We start from the raw sequence: 15,855 nt of genomic DNA, 5'->3' as shown, positions 1-15,855 counted from the left end.
AGGGGCAAGGTTACAAACGCGGTTCTACGCGCATACGCTGAGGGTTGTTCGGGACCGGCGGGCGACCATAACGGTCATCACCGGCACCGCCGAAGGGATGATCCTCTTCAGGATCGTCGGCCTTGGCCGCCGCCTTGGCAGCCGCCGTCCGTTCCTTGCGCGCATTGGCGGCACGTTCGATCGGGAAGCGGATCGCGACGAACACCAGATAAATGCCGAAGGCGATCATGCCGTACATGAGCAGGTCGGAGACCGCCCGCCAAGCGTTGTTGCCCACCTTGAACGCGAGGTCCAGGGCGGTAATGGCGATGGCAGGGGCGACCTTTTCCTTCACCGGATCGATGATCGTCGGACTGAACAGCAACACGGCGACCAGCAGCCGCAACGGCTCGCGCAGCCAGCGCCACATCCAGCGGGTCATGCGCATCCAGACCAACAGGCAGCCTAAAGCGGCGAAGGCGTAGAGGCCCCAAGCGATCAGATAGTCGTTCTCGGTCATGGTGTCCATGGCAAGGCAGGCAAAGAGGCGCTTATAGTAACGACTTTTCGCACATCAGGCTTGTCCCAATGCCAGTCGGTCAACACTCCGGACCTGTGGGAGCGGGCCCGCTCGCGAAAGCGGCGGGTCAGACAACAGAAATGTTGAATGCGCCGCTCCCACAGGGAACTGTGTAAGGCATCAGGATTTTTCCTGCACCCTGCGAAGCCCCAATTCCGTACATCGTCCGAGAGCCCTTCATGCCCGTATCCGCCAACATCACCAGCGCCCCGATTGCCCGCAAGGCTGAAGGTCCTGACCCGTATGCCTGGCTGCAGGAACGCGACACCGACGCGGTGCTCGATTACCTCAAGGCTGAAAACAGCTACCAGGAAGCGCAAACCGCCGATCAGGCAGGGCTGCGCGAAACCCTGTTCGAAGAGATCAAGGGCCGGATTCTCGAAACCGACCTGTCGCTGCCCTCCCCGTGGGGCCCGTATCTGTATTACACGCGCACCACGGCCGGTGACGAATACGCCCGACACTACCGCTGCCCGCGTCCGGCCGATGACAGCCTGCAGCTCGATGAAGCCCACGAACAACTGCTGCTGGACCCGAACGAACTGGCCAACGGCGGTTTCTTTTCCTTGGGTGCGTTCAGCATCAGCCCGGACCATCAGCGTCTCGCCTACAGCATCGACTCCACGGGCGATGAGATTTACACCCTGTTCGTGAAGGAATTATCCAGCGGCCGCGTCAGCGAACTGGAATTCGCGGACTGCGACGGCAGCATGACCTGGGCCAATGACAGCCTGACGCTGTTCTTCGGCGAACTGGACGACACCCACCGCCCGCACAAACTGTTCCGCTACCGACTGGACGGCACGGCGGCCGAAGAAGTGTTCCACGAGACGGACGGCCGCTTCTTCATGCATTGCTATCGCTCGAGTTCGGAGCAGCAATTGCTGCTGGCGCTGGGCAGCAAGACCACCAGCGAAGTCTGGGTACTCGACGCGTGCCAGCCGCAACAGGCGTTTACCTGCATCGCGCCGAGGGTTGAAGACCATGAGTACGACGTTGATCACGGCGCCCTCGATGGCCAATGGACCTGGTTCATTCGCACCAACCGCGACGGCATCAACTTTGCCTTGTACACGGCTGTCGACACCGGCATCGCACCGACGGAAGCCGACTGGCAGAACCTGATCCCCCACAGCGACACCACGATGATCGACGGCATGAGCCTCAACGCCGGAGCCATGAGCCTCAGCCTGCGTGAAGGTGGCTTGCCGATCATCGAAGTCCACCCGCAAGGCTTGCCGAGCTACCGCGTGCAGTTGCCGGATGCGGCCTACAGCCTGCACGTGCAAAACAGCCTGGAATTTGTCAGCGACCGCATCCGCTTGCGTTACGAAGCGCTGAACCGTCCGGCGCAGATCCGCCAACTGGAACTGGTCAGCGGCGAACAGAAAGTGTTGAAGGAAACCCCGGTGCTCGGCCCGTTCGACGCCGACGCCTACGTCAGCCAGCGCCTGTGGGCGACAGCGCCGGACGGTACGCAAGTGCCGATCAGCCTGGTCGTCAAACGCGAAGCCCTTGGTAAGCCGACGCCACTTTATCTGTACGGCTACGGCGCCTACGGCGAAAGCCTCGACCCGTGGTTCTCTCATGCGCGCCTGAGTCTGCTGGATCGCGGCGTGGCGTTTGCCATCGCCCACGTGCGTGGCGGCGGCGAACTGGGTGAAGCCTGGTATCGCGCCGGCAAACAGGAACACAAGCACAACACCTTCAGCGACTTCATCGCCTGTGCCGAGCACCTGATCGCCAACGGCTTCACCACCTCAAAGCAACTGGCGATCAGCGGTGGCAGTGCTGGCGGTTTGCTGATTGGCGCGGTGCTCAACATGCGTCCGGAGCTGTTCGGCGCGGCCATTGCCGAAGTGCCGTTCGTCGACGTGCTGAACACCATGCTCGACCCGGATCTGCCGTTGACCGTTACCGAATACGACGAGTGGGGCAATCCTGAAGAGCCGGACGTTTATGATCGGATCAAGGCCTATGCCCCGTACGAAAACGTCACTGCACAGGCTTATCCGGCGACGTTGGTAATCGCCGGCTACAACGACAGTCGCGTGCAGTATTGGGAAGCGGCGAAGTGGGTAGCGAAATTGCGCGCAACCAAAACCGACACCAACCCGCTGCTGCTCAAGACCGAACTGGGCGCCGGGCATGGCGGGATGAGCGGTCGTTATCAGGGATTACGTGACGTAGCACTCGAATACGCATTTGTTTTCGAGGTTTTGGGGATTGCCTGAGGAACTTGGCCTGACATGTCGGTCTTAAGACCAGACACCGGGTCTACTCCCACACAATTCCAATGTGGGAGCGGGCTTGCTCGCGAAGAGGCCAGCACATTCAACATCAATGTTGGCTGTTCCACCGCCTTCGCGAGCAAGCCCGCTCCCGCAAGGGATTGAGGACATCCCGAAAAACCGGAACCAGACACAAGAAAAAAGACCGTGACGACATGTCAGAACCGACCCTGTTAAACAACGAAATCCGTGACTGGCTGATGGACTGCGGCCTGTTCGATCAACTGCTGCCCGCCGACTTCGCTGCGGCCTCAGGCTACTTCAGCATCAGCACCGTGGCCGAAGGCGAAGAGATTTTCCACGAAGGCGATGCCGGCAGCTTCATGTGCATCATCCACACCGGCCAGGTGGCGGTGCAGAAAACCAACAGCGACGGGCAACGGGTGACCATGGCCACCTTGCGCAGCGGTCGCGCATTCGGCGAAATGGCCGTGCTTGATGGCGAGCGACGTTCCGCCAGTTGCGTGGCGGCGAGCAATTGCCAGCTGCTGAACCTGGGCAAGGACTCGCTGGAAAAAATGCTCAACGACGCGCCGAAAATCGCCGCCAAGATCATCCGCGCCCTTGCCGTTTCGCTGTCCAAACGTCTGCGCATGGCCGACGGGCAACTGCTCTCGCAACAGGTCTAACCGCCCGGCGACTTGATCTTCGTGCGGTTATCCTCCAACCCCGGCAAGGGCTGGTCCTTGGGCGGGCTGGGCACTTCGATCGGTGGCAACAGCGGCGGCCCGCCACTGCCGGGCCCGGCCTTGGGCACGCTGTTGGGGGTGATCTGCGGGTACGGGGTCGGTGTCGCGGTGCCGGGTGAACCGGGCAGCGGCGCCGGGCTGGTCGGAATCGTTTGCAACTGCTGGGCCTGCACTGCAGTTATCGAGAGCGCGGCCAAGGCAATGACCGTTAGAATGGTGCGCTTCATCAATGGCTCCGTTAGCCTTGTTGTCTGTTTGCAGGCTACTCCCAACTGCGTTCGTTTGCCTCCCCTCTGCCCATCCTTCTCAAGAGAGCCCCATGAAACGTTTCGTTCTGCTCGACACCGCCCCCATCCCTGAAAACGGCGGTGCCCTGTGCCTGTTCGAATACGGTGAGGATTTCGTCATCAAGATCCAGGGCGGCGACGGCGGACAGCTGATGAACACCCGCATGCATGGCTCCGAAGATGCATTGGCAGAAATTCCGTGCCGCAAAGTGGCTGGACGGCCGAATTCGCGGGTGCTGATCGGTGGCCTGGGCATGGGTTTCACCCTCGCCTCGGCCCTCAAGCATTTGGGCAAGTCCGCAGAAGTGGTGGTCGCTGAACTGGTGCCCGGCGTGGTTGAGTGGAATCGCGGGCCATTGGGCGAGAAATCCGGCAACCCGTTGCTTGATAAGCGCACGGTGATCCGCATGGAAGACGTGGCCAAGGTGCTGCAAGCCGAGCCGCAAGGTTTCGACGCGATCATGCTTGACGTCGACAATGGCCCCGAAGGCCTGACCCAGAGGGCCAATAGCTGGCTCTACTCCGCCGGCGGCCTTGGCGCCTGCGCCAAAGCCCTGCGGCCAAAAGGCGTGTTGGCCGTCTGGTCGGCCAGCGCCGACAAGCAGTTTTCCGACAAACTGAAGAAAGCCGGCTTCAAGGCCGAGGAAGTCCAGGTCTTCGCCCATGGCAACAAGGGCACCCGCCACACCATCTGGATTGCCGAGAAGCTCAAGGGCTGAGCTAAACTTCGTACATAACCGTCATTAGTCTTTTACAAAGGTGAACCCATGAGTTCGTCAACGCCGACCAACACCTCGAAGCTGGACCGCATCCTCGCCGACAACCAGCGCGACAAGGAAATGGGTTACCGCGACAAAGCCCTGAAAATGTACCCGCACGTGTGCGGCCGCTGCGCCCGCGAGTTTTCCGGCAAGCGCCTGAGCGAACTGACCGTGCACCACCGCGACCACAACCACGACAACAATCCGCAGGATGGATCGAACTGGGAACTGTTGTGCCTGTATTGCCATGACAATGAGCACTCGCGGTACACCGATCAGCAGTATTTCGATGAGGGCTCGTTGAGCACGCCGAAGATTGCCAAGGCGACGCATAACCCGTTTGCGGCGTTGGCCGGTTTGATGAAGAAAGACGAATAGTCTTCAGCGACTGACCCGGCCTCTTCGCGAGCAAGCCCGCTCCCACATTCGATCTTCAGTGAACACAGGTTATGTGTACGACCGCGATCAAATGTGGGAGCGGGCTTGCTCACGAAAGCGGTAGCCCAGACACCACCAATCTCAAACCAGACACCCCCTCCCCCAATCCCCGTATAATCGCCGTTTTTTCCCCGAAGGCACCCCGCTCGTGGCAGACAAACGGTACAGCTGCATTGGTTTGTTCAACCCCAAATCACCGGAAAACGTCGGCTCGGTCATGCGCGCCGCCGGCTGCTACAACGTGGCGTCCGTGTTCTACACCGGCAAGCGTTATGACCGCGCCGCCGACTTCGTCACCGACACCAAGCGCGTCCACTACGACATCCCGCTGATCGGCATCGACGACCTGAAAAAAATCCTGCCGTTGGGCTGCGTACCGGTCGCTGTGGAACTGGTCGAGGGTGCCCGCTCGCTGCCGGAATACACCCACCCGGATCGCGCGCTCTACATCTTCGGCCCGGAAGACGGTTCGCTGGATAAAGAGATTCGCGACTGGTGCGAAGACGTCGTCTACATCCCGACCACCGGTTGCATGAACCTCGCCGCCACGGTCAACGTCGTGCTCTATGACCGCATGGCCAAGGGACTCAACACCCGCTCCGGCCCGAAATTCCGCTGAATCGACACACATCCGATGGAACAAGCCGCCCGCCTCGGCAGTCAGCTTAATTATCTATTCTTGAAGCAGTCATTCCCGCCAGGAGACAGATCATGAGCGAACTCAAACGCGTAGAGCGCATCGAATCCACCCCGTTCCAGACCCATTCCGATCAGAACGTTCAGGGTTGGGAGCGCATCGGCTCTCTAGCCGGTGGCGTGGTCATGGTCGGCAAAGGCCTGCGTCGCGGCGGTGTATTCGGATTGATCCAGGTGGCCATCGGCGGCGTGGCGCTGGCCCGTGGCATTACCGGCCACAGTTCGGCCAAGAGCCTGCTGGAAAAGAGCCGTCAGGACATGAACAACGTGCGGGCGAAAATCGAACGTGCCGGGGAAGAGTTGGGTCGGCTGAAGGCGAATGCCGAGGCGGCGACCAAAACCGCGACCGTCACCGGGAATGATTCGCTGAAGTCGCCTAAAGCCGGGGTTTGATCCAGAAGATGGGTTGAGGCTCAGGGCCCCTTCGCCGGCAAGCCGGCTCCTATTGTTGAAATGCGTTCCCCTGTAGGAGCCGGCCTGCCGGCGATTGCGGTATTACTGAAGCAACCCGCTATCGAGGACCTTGGAAGACTCGCCAATAACACTCTCGGCCAGTTGAACAAACGCCTTGGTATCCACACTCTCCAGATGCATCGCCCCACGCAACACATCATCCAGCGATCGCTTGTTGCGGGTTTTAATACGAATTTCCTGATCCAGCTCTCTCAGCAACAAGACCGCTTTACCGATCTGCGCGGGGCTGACCTGCTCACCACGCAAGGTCGTGACCTTCTGGCCCTCTTTGGCCAGCTTCTGCTGCAGACTTTCATACCGCTCATCACTCATCCCCCCGGCGCGGCGCACCAGTTCGATCGCGTAATACTCGGCGAGCCCTTCGCTGATCCAGTCACTGCGCTGCTTGTCATTGACGCGCCCGAGCACCTGGACCAATTCACGCACCAGCGCACTGCTGCCGCTTTCGCTGACCAGAGGCAGACGCGTATTCAGATAGATCGACTCGCGTGCGGCCAGGCTGCCCCGCCACATCGGGTCGTTGGCACCGACAATCAGCAACTTGGCGGGATGACGCGGGAACACGTCCTGCACCTGCGGCCAGACGAACGTCAGCAGCGTCAGCACGTCCATGCGGCGCATGCCCTGGCCTTGGGGCGAGGCGACGGTGACTTCGGTTTCCCCCAATCGGGTGCGGCGTGTGCCGAGCTGGCCGGCAAGCATCCAGCCGGTAGGCCGGTCGAACAGGCGGGAGACGTTATCGATGCGGAACTTGTTCTTGCCGATCCGTGGCCAGGCGGTTTCGACGCTTTTCCAGCCGGAGGGCAATTCGAATTCCAGGCGTGAAACCAGCTCGATGCCATCCTGCTGATCGAGTTTGGCGGCAGGCACCAGATCGTCGCCACGCATCAATGCCCAACCCGGCGTCATGCGCGTGTCGAAGCTGCCCTTCTTGCGGCCATGGCTGATGCGCACACGGTAAGTCAGGCTGGCCTTGTCGGCGGCCGGGCGCCAGACACCACGGGCCGGTTTACCCGGCGTGAGCTGCCATTGGCCGTCGGCCTTGAAGTCGCTGTAGTCGCTGCCGTCGCCGAGGTCGAAATCCAGGCTGCGCACCGCCGATCCCTGGGCCAGGGTCAGGCGCACTTCAGCCTGATCGCTTTGCGGCAACAGGCGCACGTGGTAATCCAGATCGACCTTCTTCGCCGCCCACACGGGCGAGCTCAGGGCCAACAGCCCGACGGCCAGCGCCAGCCGCAATCCCACAGCCATACACACTCCTTTGTAAAACTAACCTGCGCGGAAAATCAGATGGTCTTCCCAATCCTCTTCGACCACGCTGCCTTCGGCGAGCATGCGCCCGGACTGGGAAATGCGTTCGTGATGCACGGCGTCGCGATCACCGCACACCAAGTGGTGCCAAAGAGGCAAATCCTTGCCCTCGCTGACCAGGCGATAACCGCAGGTCGGCGGCAGCCATTTGAACTCATCGGCCTTGCCCGGCGTGAGCTGGATGCAATCCGGCACGAACTCGCGGCGGTTAGGATAATCGCTGCACTGGCAGGTTTTCAGGTCCAGCAACTTGCACGCGATGCGCGTGTAGTAAACGCTGTTGTCCTCTTCGTCCTCGAGTTTTTGCAGGCAGCACAAACCACAACCGTCGCACAGCGATTCCCATTCCTCCTGATCGAGTTGATCGAGGGTTTTGCGTATCCAGAACGGTTCGACTTTGGCGGCCATGGCTCAAGCATCAACATCAGGTGGTGAAAAGGCCGCCAGTCTAGTGTGCAGCGGCCCGCGGGCCAAGCATTGGCGACTGCCGGTAGAACGGGACTTGTCAGTTATTGCGCCGCCAAGTAGCTTTGCCAGTCGCAAGGAGCCAGACCTGCGTGCCATTAACGCCCAAGGGCGTTGCATTCAGATGAAGTGCCAGGCTCACGAAAAACCTCATCGCCCAGCCAACTGCGCCGCCGGTTTTTTACTCGACCCTCTGACTCACATGTCGCAAGGAATCTCTGCATGAGTGCCAATCCACGCGTTGCCGATTACGCCATCCACCCGCAATTCACCGATCGCTGGTCACCCCGCGCCTTCACCGGCGAAGCTATTCCAGAAGAAACCCTGCTGAGCTTTTTCGAAGCCGCACGCTGGGCGCCATCGGCCTACAACTCGCAGCCTTGGCGGTTTCTCTACGCGCGCCGCGATACGCCGAACTGGGAGCGCTACCTGGGTTTGCTGAACGAATTCAACCGCAGCTGGGCGCAACACGCCTCGGCGCTGGTGATCGTGATCTCGAAAACCACCTTCGCGGTGCCAGGCGCCACCGAAGAAACCCCGGCCCTGTGGCACACTTTCGACACCGGTTCGGCCTGGGGCCACCTGGCGTTGCAAGCGAGCCTCAGCGGCTGGCACACCCACGGCATGGCCGGTTTCGACCAGGAGCTGACCCGCAAGGAGCTGAACATTCCGGAAGGTTACGCCCTGCACGCGGCGATTGCGGTGGGCAAGCTGGGGGATAAAGCGACCCTGGCGGATTACCTGCAGGCACGTGAAGAACCGAGCCCGCGTCGTCCGTTGAGCGAACTCGCAGCTGAAGGCGACTTCACCCTCTAAGCCACACCGCAAAACCGATGTGGGAGCGGGCTTGCTCGCGAAGGCGGTGTATCAGTCTCCATTTGTATCGACTGATACACCGCCTTCGCGAGCAAGCCCGCTCCCACAGGTTTTGCACACTATTCAAGTCAATGTTGGGTTCAATACCCGCGATTGAAATCCACTTCCCCGCGCAACGCTTCGCCCGCCTGATACGCCCGCACATTCTCGACAAACAGCTTCACCATCATCGCAGGCGAAGTCGGTGCCGAACTGTGCCCGGTCAGCAGCAAGCCCCAGGCCGTCCAGAACGGGTGACGTTGCGGCAGCGGCTCCTGACGGCAGACGTCGATCACCGCGCCTGCCAAATGCCCTTCCTTCAAGGCTTCCACCAGATCCGCATCGACCACCGCCACGCCGCGCCCGACATTGATGAACAACCCGGTCGGCTTGAACTGCTTGAACAGCGCCGCGTCGTACAAGTCGTGGGTCGTCGGTGTATTCGGCAGCAGATTGATCACGTAATCCACTTCACCGACCAGGCGCGGCAAGTCCGCCAACGCGCCCACTTCGACAAACGGTGCCTGCTCGCGAGCTTCGCTGGCGATGCCATACAACTCAACGCCAAACGGCAGCAGAAACTGCGCCACGGTCTGACCGATGTCGCCGGTGCCGACGATCAGCACCTTGCGCCCCGCCAGGCTTTGGCCCTGGCGGCTGTCCCATTTACGCTCGACCTGACTGACCAGGCGCGGCAAGACTTCGCGCTCGTGGCCGAGCATGTAGGTCAACACGTATTCGGCCATGACTTGACCGAAAATCCCCACTGCGCGGGTCAGGCGATAGTGGCGTGGCAGGCCGTCGGCCAGCAGCGGCGTGATGCCGGCCCAGGTCGATTGCAACCATTGTGGCTGGTGCCCCTGACGCAACAGGGTCGCCAGAAGGTCCGGCTGCCCCAGCCAGATCGGGCAATCGGCGGCCTGGCTGGCCAGTTCAGCGGAGTCGCCGCTGGTCAGCACTTCCAGATCAGGCGCCGCCTGGCGCAACAGTTGGGCATATACAGCGTGGTCGTGTTCAGCAATCAGAACGCGCATGGTTCAAACCTTTCAAAAGCAGTGCAGACGGCCGCCGAGAGAGTATCGATCCCTCATCGCGGTCATCGCCAAAATCATTCCAGTGTTTCACGCAGACTCTGAACAGAGCCTGTCTGCCGACTACATCGGATCGTTGCGTCGCAACAGTTCTTCCGGCAAATGTTCGATGTATTCGTCTTCGGCCGGCGGCATTTGCAGGTGGTAACCCTGCTTCTCGAGATTTTCCAGCACCACGGTGATGTCCTCGCGCGACAGCTTGCGCTCGGGGGTCAGCACCAGGTCGAACGCGTGGTGCGGTTTGCCGAAAGCGGCCATCAGACTTTCCGGGACGCGCTCCAGTGCATCGCTTTTGAGCACATAGAGGTACATCTCGTTTTTCTTCAGGCTTCGATAAATGGAGCAAATACGTTTCAAGGCTGTTCTCCGGCGGTGGCCAGGCTGTCGAGCAGCGCCTGGCCCATCAATTCGCGGCGCCAGCCACGCAGCGAATCAGGCAATTGGTAGGGACCGTTGGGGAAGCCGCTCTTGAGCAGTGCTTCCAGGGTTTTCTTGCGCAGCATCAGCTCCGGCGCAATGTTCAGGCGCTCGGCTTCGGCCTGACCGAGTGCACGCAACTGTTTGATCAGCGCTGCAGCATCCACCGGCAACGGCTCGGGCACGGCAGGCGGCCATTGATCAGGCGACACACTGCCAGAGCGCTTGATCAGATCAAGCAGAAATTCGCCGTCCTGACGCACGGTACGCGGGTGCATGTCTTCGATCTTCGCCAGCGCGCCGAGGTTGTCCGGTTGCGTCCGCGCCAGCGGCCACAGAGAGTGCTCACGGATGATGCGATTACGCGGCAGGTCACGGGCGCGGGCTTCATGTTCGCGCCAGGCACAGAGTTCACGCAGGACGGCGAGTTGAGCGCGGGAGAGCTTCCAGGCCAGTTTGGCTTCGCGATAGACCTCGTACGGATCAACTTCGCGGCGCAGGTTGGCCACCAGCTCGGCGCCGTCTTCCAGGACCCAGGCGTATTTGTCGTCAGACAGTTTCGGACGAAGCTGTACGAAAACTTCCGCCAGGTGCAAGGCATCTTCGGCGGCGTAACTGATCTGGGTGTCGGACAGTGGACGTTGCAGCCAGTCGGAACGGGTCTCGCCCTTGGGCAAGTCGATGCCCAGCACTTCCTGCACCAGCCGCGAATAGCCCATGGAGAAACCGAGGTTCAGGTAAGCAGCGGCCAGTTGGGTGTCAAACAACGGCGCCGGCAGGCTGCCGGTCAGGCGCAGCAACACTTCGAGGTCTTCGCTGCACGCATGCACGACTTTGACCACGGCCGGGTTCTCCAGCAACGCGGCCAGGGGCTGCCAGTTGTCGATGGTCAGCGGGTCAATCAGGTAAGCGCGTACGCCATCGCCGATCTGCAGCAGGCCCGCGATCGGATAAAAGGTGTCGACCCGCATGAATTCGGTGTCGAGGGCAACGTAGGGCAGCTGCTGCCATTCGGCGCAAAACCGGCCGAGGCTATCGTTGTCGCGAATCCAGTGAATATCGATGGCCACACGGCTCTCCCTTGAAGAATGGCGCGCAGTATATATCGCCCCCGGCGATTTCCGCGCCTCCACTGAACAAGAGCTTTAGCGAAAACACCTGCCTGATAGCAAGAATTGTCTGACGGGGGGAGGTTATCTGGCCTTACGCAGCACGTAGACGCGCAAAGGTGCACAACCGGGCAGGAAGTCTTGATGGCTAAGCAAGCGAAAACCCGCCTGTTTGAACTCGGCTTCCACTTCGGCCTTACTGGCCAGCGTCCGGGCTTGAACGCCTGGTGTATCCGGTCGCCGGCGCTTGAAACCGGTATCGATCCGCACCGCCACAATCACCGTATCGCGGCTGACCCGGTGGAATTCCCCCAGCATGGCCGAGCGATGCTCGGGACTGGCGATGTGCTGAAACAGTTGCATGCAAAAAATGCAGTCCACTGCATTCGCCGACAAACCGATGGCGAATGCCGAGCTCTGAAAGGTCTTGACCCGTTTCAGCAAATGTTGCGGGTGATGGGTCGGCGCGTGATCGAGCATATCCTGCGACGGGTCGGACGCCAGAATCACTCGATTTGCATGTTCGGCCAGCACCGGCCAGTAGCGCCCGGCCCCGCAGGTGACGTCGAGAATCAGCCCTGGCTCGCCGGCCACCTTGAGCGCGCTGCGCACCAGTTGCTCGTCACGCCAGAACGCCAGGCGCCCGGCAAGGCCACGCGGGTGCGGCTGCAGGCAGACGCGGGCGTGTTCCTGATCGTGACGCCGGGCGAACTCAAGCTCGATGGCGGAAGGGGGTTGAGCGGACATGTAAGGGGCTCTTGTAGGAAAAATCTGCCGGGCTGCAGGTTAACGGCCGATACGTGAAAAAAAGGTCGTGGCCCTCACTCTTTGGCCAGGACACCGTCAATCACCGCACCGCGGCAGCCGGCAAACATGTCCAGGTCATGGTTGTAGACCTTGCTGTTGACCTCCAGCAAACCGAGCATCGAATGGAACAGGTTGTCCTGGCTCAACGGTTTGTCACGGCTCAGTTGCAGGCAATGGGTGTCTACCGAGAAAGACTTCTGATAGGTGTCGGAGAACCAGGCCAGCATGGCGACATGCTTCTGTTGATCGGGCGCCATCATGTAAGGCGTGCCGTGAAGGAACAGGTTGTATTCGCCCAGGGACTCGCCGTGGTCCGACAGATACAGCATCGCGGTATCGACTTTGTCCTGGTTGCTGCGCAACAGATCGATCAGCGTCGACAGCACATGGTCGGTGTACACCAGCGTGTTGTCGTAACCATTGACGATACTTTCGCGACTGCAATTGTTCAGCGCATTGCTTTCGCAAACCGGGGTAAATCGCTCGTACTCTTTCGGGTAACGCTTGAAGTACTCCGGACCGTGACTGCCCATCTGGTGCAACACCAGCACGGTGTCTTTATCCAGGGTGTCGATGAAGTGCTGCAAACCCTGCAGAAGGATTTCATCGCGGCATTCACTGTTGGCGCAGAGTGTCGGGTCCTTCAGGTTGCTGACATCATCGAGGGTGACGCGGTCGCAAGTGCCTTTGCAGCCCGACTGGTTATCGCGCCAGATGACGTCCAGCCCCGCCCGCTTGAGCACATCCAGCAGGCCTTCTTCATTCTTTGCCTTGCTCGCGTTGTAATCCTTGCGGCCCATGTTGGAGAACATGCACGGCACCGAGACGGCTGTTTCCGTACCGCAGGAATGCACATCAGTGAAGGCAATCAGGCCCGCCTCCTTGTCCAGTTTTGGCGTGGTGTCGCGGTCATAGCCCAGCACACCAAAGTTCTCGGCCCGGGCACTCTCCCCCACCACCAGCACGGTCAGGGATTTGCGGCCGTGGGCTTGCCAGGCCGGGTTTCTCTGGGCGTCTTCACCAATCTTGACGAAGGGTTGCTGTGCCGAAGCGACTTGTTCGCGCAGGTAGCCAAAGGAGGCACCGATATAGTTGCTGGGCACTACCATCAAACGTAACTCGTGGTGATTGCGAAACAACGACGCGAGGCCCTGATAGTTAACCAGTGCCACACCACCGATTACCGCTACCGACGCAACACCGACCAAAGCCTTACTTAACAGTTCGCGATGCCAGCGGCGGTAACCAACTGGTATGTTCCACAACAACCACGAGGGCAACACGCCGAGCAAAACAATATAAACAAGCAACTTTACCGAGAGTAAGTCGCGCACTTCCGTTGCATTGGTTTGCGCAAAATTACGCAACATGCCGGTGTCCATCAGCACACCGTATTGGCTCATGAAGTACGCAACACCCGCACTGATCATAAAGACCAGCGTGAGCACAGGTTTCATTAAGGGCCGGAACGCCAGCAGCGTCAGCACCAGGTTGAAGGCAGCCAGAATCATCAAGCCGAAAGCCACACGCATGACGATGCCTTTGCCGTCGGACGCGGTGATTTCAAACAGGTGTTGCCAGAGCACTAAATTGAAGCCGGCCAACAAAAAGGCACTGGCAAACAACGTCACCCACTCCGGGCGCACGGCTTTAATCTTCAACATGGTAATTGGCTGTTCCTGAAAAGATGCGCCGCCGGCAAATGTGAAAATTCCATTTACCGCGACAGCACTAACTTTAGGCAGCCAACCATCAATTTTTCGTGAAAAAGAAGCCAACGATTAGTTGGCTTCCAGTGCGGGGTCGAAACTTAAGTTGTATTTGAGAATGGTTCAGGCCTGGTTCAGGTACCAACGCCAATCCTGTTCACCGACTTCGCCCATGAACTGCCGATACTCGGCCCGCTTCACCGCGAGGTAAACACCCAGAAACTCACTGCCAAACGCATCCCGCGCCCAGCTCGAACCTTCCAGCGCGCGCAAAGTGGTCAGCCAGTCAGTGGGCAACAGTTCCGTGGCCTGGGCGTAACCATTGCCTTCGACCGGCGCCCCCGGGTCCAGTTGTTCGCGAATGCCCCGATGAATGCCGGCCAGGATCGCCGCAGCCGCCAGGTACGGGTTAGCGTCGGCGCCGCAAATGCGATGTTCGATGTGCCGCGAGAACGCCGGCCCGCCTGGTACGCGCAAACTCACGGTGCGATTGTCCACGCCCCAAGTGGCGGCCAGCGGCGCGTAGCTGTTGGTCTGGAAACGACGGTACGAGTTGGCGTTCGGACAGAACAGCAGCAACGAATCGAGCAAGGTGCTGAGCATGCCGCCAACCGCCTGTTTGAGCAGCGGCGTACCGTCCGTGGCTTCGCTGGCGAACAGGTTGTTGCCGTCCTTGTCCGCAAGGCTGACGTGCATATGCATGCCGGTGCCGGCCAGGTCGTCGAAAGGCTTGGCCATGAAGCACGCCGTCATCCCGTGTTTGTGCGCCACACCCTTGACCAGCCGTTTGTAGCGCACGGCTTCATCCATCGCCTGCAAGGCGTCGGTACGATGTTCGAGGGTGATTTCCACTTGCCCCGGCGCGTATTCGGAAATCGCCGTGCGCGCCGGAATGCCCTGGAGTTTGCAGGCGCTGTACAGGTCGGCCAGGAACGGCTCGATCTGCTCCAGTTCGCGCAAACCGTAGACCTGAGTGCTGCGCGGGCGTCCGCCGTCAACGTCTCGCGCCGGTTGCGGCCGACCGTTGCTGTCGCGTTGCTGATCCAGCAGGTAGAACTCCAGTTCTGCCGCCATCACCGGGTAATAACCGTCCGCCTGCAAGCCTTCGATCACCTTCGCCAACAAGTGGCGCGGATCGGCGATGGTCGCCGGCATGCCCTCCTTCGGGTGCATGCTGACCTGCACCGCCGCCGTCGGAATCAATCGCCACGGCATGCGCGTCAAACTGCCGCTGATCGGGTAGGCCCGGCAATCGATATCACCCACGTCCCACACCAGCCCGGAGTTTTCCACGTCATCGCCGTTGATGGTCAGGCCCAGAATGGTACTTGGCAAAGGCCGGCCACTTTCATACACCGCCAGCAGTTCATCGCGATGCAACAACTTGCCCCTTGGCACGCCGTTGTTGTCGAGGATGAACAACTCGAACATCTCGATATCCGGATTCTGTTCAAGAAAGGTCAGGGCTTCTTGCTTCGTGGCGAAGGATGTCGTGGCACAACTCATAGGAATTCTCTTGTTTGCGCGTCAGGCAAACGCGCACGCGCTGCCATTTTGATCCGGCGCACAGCGCGGGACCTGTAAGAACAATCAACGGGAAAGGCGGGAATCCGGCGGGCGCGCGTGGCGGCAATGCCACAACGCCCAGAAGGCGAGTTCAGAAGGAAGTGCGACCGGACAACCGTCCATAGAGAAGACCGCAGTAAACAGATGAGCAGCAGCGTCACATGGCTGCATAAGTCGTTAAATCGGGATTTGAAGAACTTTGGTTGCAGGATGACTAAACATTCTACTAACCACCCCGAAACCAGTGTGGGAGCGGGCTTGCTCGCGAAGGCGGCGTGCCAGACGATATTAATGGTGGCTGATACTCCGCCTTCGCGAGCAAGCCCGCGT

The 15,855-nt window shown here is 60.2% G+C and carries 17 protein-coding genes and 1 pseudogene; 7 read left to right on the top strand and 11 right to left on the bottom strand.

What is annotated here, in order from left to right; genetic code table 11:
- Positions 1-10: 10 nt before the first annotated feature.
- Positions 11-508, bottom strand: coding sequence for an MFS transporter (locus PMI01S_RS27675; protein ID WP_084323265.1), 498 nt, complete (start codon positions 506-508; stop codon positions 11-13).
- 230 nt (positions 509-738) lie between these two features.
- Here PMI01S_RS27675 and PMI01S_RS27670 point away from each other — a divergent pair, with 230 nt between their 5' ends.
- Both PMI01S_RS27670 and PMI01S_RS27665 read left to right on the top strand, forming a co-directional pair.
- Positions 739-2,793, top strand: a complete 2,055-nt coding sequence (locus PMI01S_RS27670; RefSeq protein ID WP_084323264.1) for a S9 family peptidase — start codon at positions 739-741, stop codon at positions 2,791-2,793.
- 212 nt (positions 2,794-3,005) lie between these two features.
- The gene (locus PMI01S_RS27665) at positions 3,006-3,479 is read left to right on the top strand and encodes a cyclic nucleotide-binding domain-containing protein (RefSeq protein WP_084323263.1); all 474 of its coding nucleotides are present in this window, start codon (positions 3,006-3,008) and stop codon (positions 3,477-3,479) included.
- Here the strand turns inward: PMI01S_RS27665 and PMI01S_RS27660 are convergent.
- Positions 3,476-3,766 carry a hypothetical protein gene (locus PMI01S_RS27660; RefSeq protein ID WP_084323262.1) on the bottom strand — a complete coding sequence of 97 codons (291 nt, stop codon included), beginning with the start codon at positions 3,764-3,766 and terminating at the stop codon, positions 3,476-3,478. The two genes, PMI01S_RS27665 and PMI01S_RS27660, sit on opposite strands and share 4 nt — an antisense overlap.
- Positions 3,767-3,858: 92 nt before the next feature.
- Here PMI01S_RS27660 and PMI01S_RS27655 point away from each other — a divergent pair, with 92 nt between their 5' ends.
- From PMI01S_RS27655 to PMI01S_RS27640, 4 genes are all read left to right on the top strand, one after another.
- A complete protein-coding gene (locus tag PMI01S_RS27655) occupies positions 3,859-4,545 on the top strand; it encodes a spermidine synthase (RefSeq protein ID WP_084323261.1) in 687 nt (228 codons plus the stop codon).
- A gap of 48 nt (positions 4,546-4,593) precedes the next feature.
- Entirely contained in the window at positions 4,594-4,965 is a 372-nt protein-coding gene (locus tag PMI01S_RS27650) for a YajD family HNH nuclease (protein WP_084323260.1), read from the top strand.
- Positions 4,966-5,173: 208 nt separating this feature from the next.
- Entirely contained in the window at positions 5,174-5,644 is a 471-nt protein-coding gene (locus PMI01S_RS27645) for an RNA methyltransferase (protein WP_017336996.1), read from the top strand.
- 92 nt (positions 5,645-5,736) lie between these two features.
- Positions 5,737-6,114, top strand: a complete 378-nt coding sequence (locus tag PMI01S_RS27640) for a YgaP family membrane protein (protein ID WP_084323259.1) — start codon at positions 5,737-5,739, stop codon at positions 6,112-6,114.
- Between the two features lie 102 nt (positions 6,115-6,216).
- Here the strand turns inward: PMI01S_RS27640 and PMI01S_RS27635 are convergent, their stop codons facing one another.
- Positions 6,217-7,446, bottom strand: a complete 1,230-nt coding sequence (locus PMI01S_RS27635) for a hypothetical protein (RefSeq protein WP_084323258.1) — start codon at positions 7,444-7,446, stop codon at positions 6,217-6,219.
- Between the two features lie 18 nt (positions 7,447-7,464).
- A complete protein-coding gene (locus PMI01S_RS27630; RefSeq protein ID WP_084323257.1) occupies positions 7,465-7,914 on the bottom strand; it encodes a YcgN family cysteine cluster protein in 450 nt (149 codons plus the stop codon).
- Between the two features lie 279 nt (positions 7,915-8,193).
- Between PMI01S_RS27630 and PMI01S_RS27625 the strand changes: the two genes are divergently transcribed.
- Entirely contained in the window at positions 8,194-8,787 is a 594-nt protein-coding gene (locus tag PMI01S_RS27625; protein ID WP_084323256.1) for a nitroreductase family protein, read from the top strand.
- 140 nt (positions 8,788-8,927) lie between these two features.
- Here PMI01S_RS27625 and PMI01S_RS27620 read toward each other — a convergent pair whose 3' ends face one another.
- The 7 genes and pseudogenes from PMI01S_RS27620 to PMI01S_RS31865 form a co-directional block, all read right to left on the bottom strand.
- On the bottom strand, positions 8,928-9,860 hold the full coding sequence (locus tag PMI01S_RS27620) for a D-2-hydroxyacid dehydrogenase (protein WP_084323255.1): 933 nt from the start codon (positions 9,858-9,860) through the stop codon (positions 8,928-8,930).
- 120 nt (positions 9,861-9,980) lie between these two features.
- Entirely contained in the window at positions 9,981-10,274 is a 294-nt protein-coding gene (locus PMI01S_RS27615; RefSeq protein WP_007898694.1) for a YcgL domain-containing protein, read from the bottom strand.
- Positions 10,271-11,404 carry a ribonuclease D gene (rnd, locus tag PMI01S_RS27610; protein WP_084323254.1) on the bottom strand — a complete coding sequence of 378 codons (1,134 nt, stop codon included), beginning with the start codon at positions 11,402-11,404 and terminating at the stop codon, positions 10,271-10,273. The genes PMI01S_RS27615 and rnd overlap by 4 nt, the downstream gene beginning before the upstream one ends.
- A gap of 123 nt (positions 11,405-11,527) precedes the next feature.
- The gene (locus PMI01S_RS27605; RefSeq protein WP_084323253.1) at positions 11,528-12,190 is read right to left on the bottom strand and encodes a class I SAM-dependent methyltransferase; all 663 of its coding nucleotides are present in this window, start codon (positions 12,188-12,190) and stop codon (positions 11,528-11,530) included.
- 74 nt (positions 12,191-12,264) lie between these two features.
- Positions 12,265-13,914 carry a phosphoethanolamine transferase gene (locus PMI01S_RS27600; protein ID WP_084323252.1) on the bottom strand — a complete coding sequence of 550 codons (1,650 nt, stop codon included), beginning with the start codon at positions 13,912-13,914 and terminating at the stop codon, positions 12,265-12,267.
- A 168-nt stretch (positions 13,915-14,082) separates the two neighbouring features.
- Positions 14,083-15,465 carry a glutamine synthetase family protein gene (locus PMI01S_RS27595; RefSeq protein ID WP_084323251.1) on the bottom strand — a complete coding sequence of 461 codons (1,383 nt, stop codon included), beginning with the start codon at positions 15,463-15,465 and terminating at the stop codon, positions 14,083-14,085.
- A pseudogene (locus PMI01S_RS31865) lies at positions 15,462-15,855 on the bottom strand (hypothetical protein); the annotation flags it as partial. The pseudogene PMI01S_RS31865 and the gene PMI01S_RS27595, both read right to left, overlap by 4 nt.

The organism is Pseudomonas migulae NBRC 103157, from assembly GCF_002091715.1.
Taxonomy (GTDB): Bacteria; Pseudomonadota; Gammaproteobacteria; order Pseudomonadales; family Pseudomonadaceae; genus Aquipseudomonas; species Aquipseudomonas migulae_A.
This window is presented reverse-complemented; position numbering and strand designations above follow the sequence as displayed.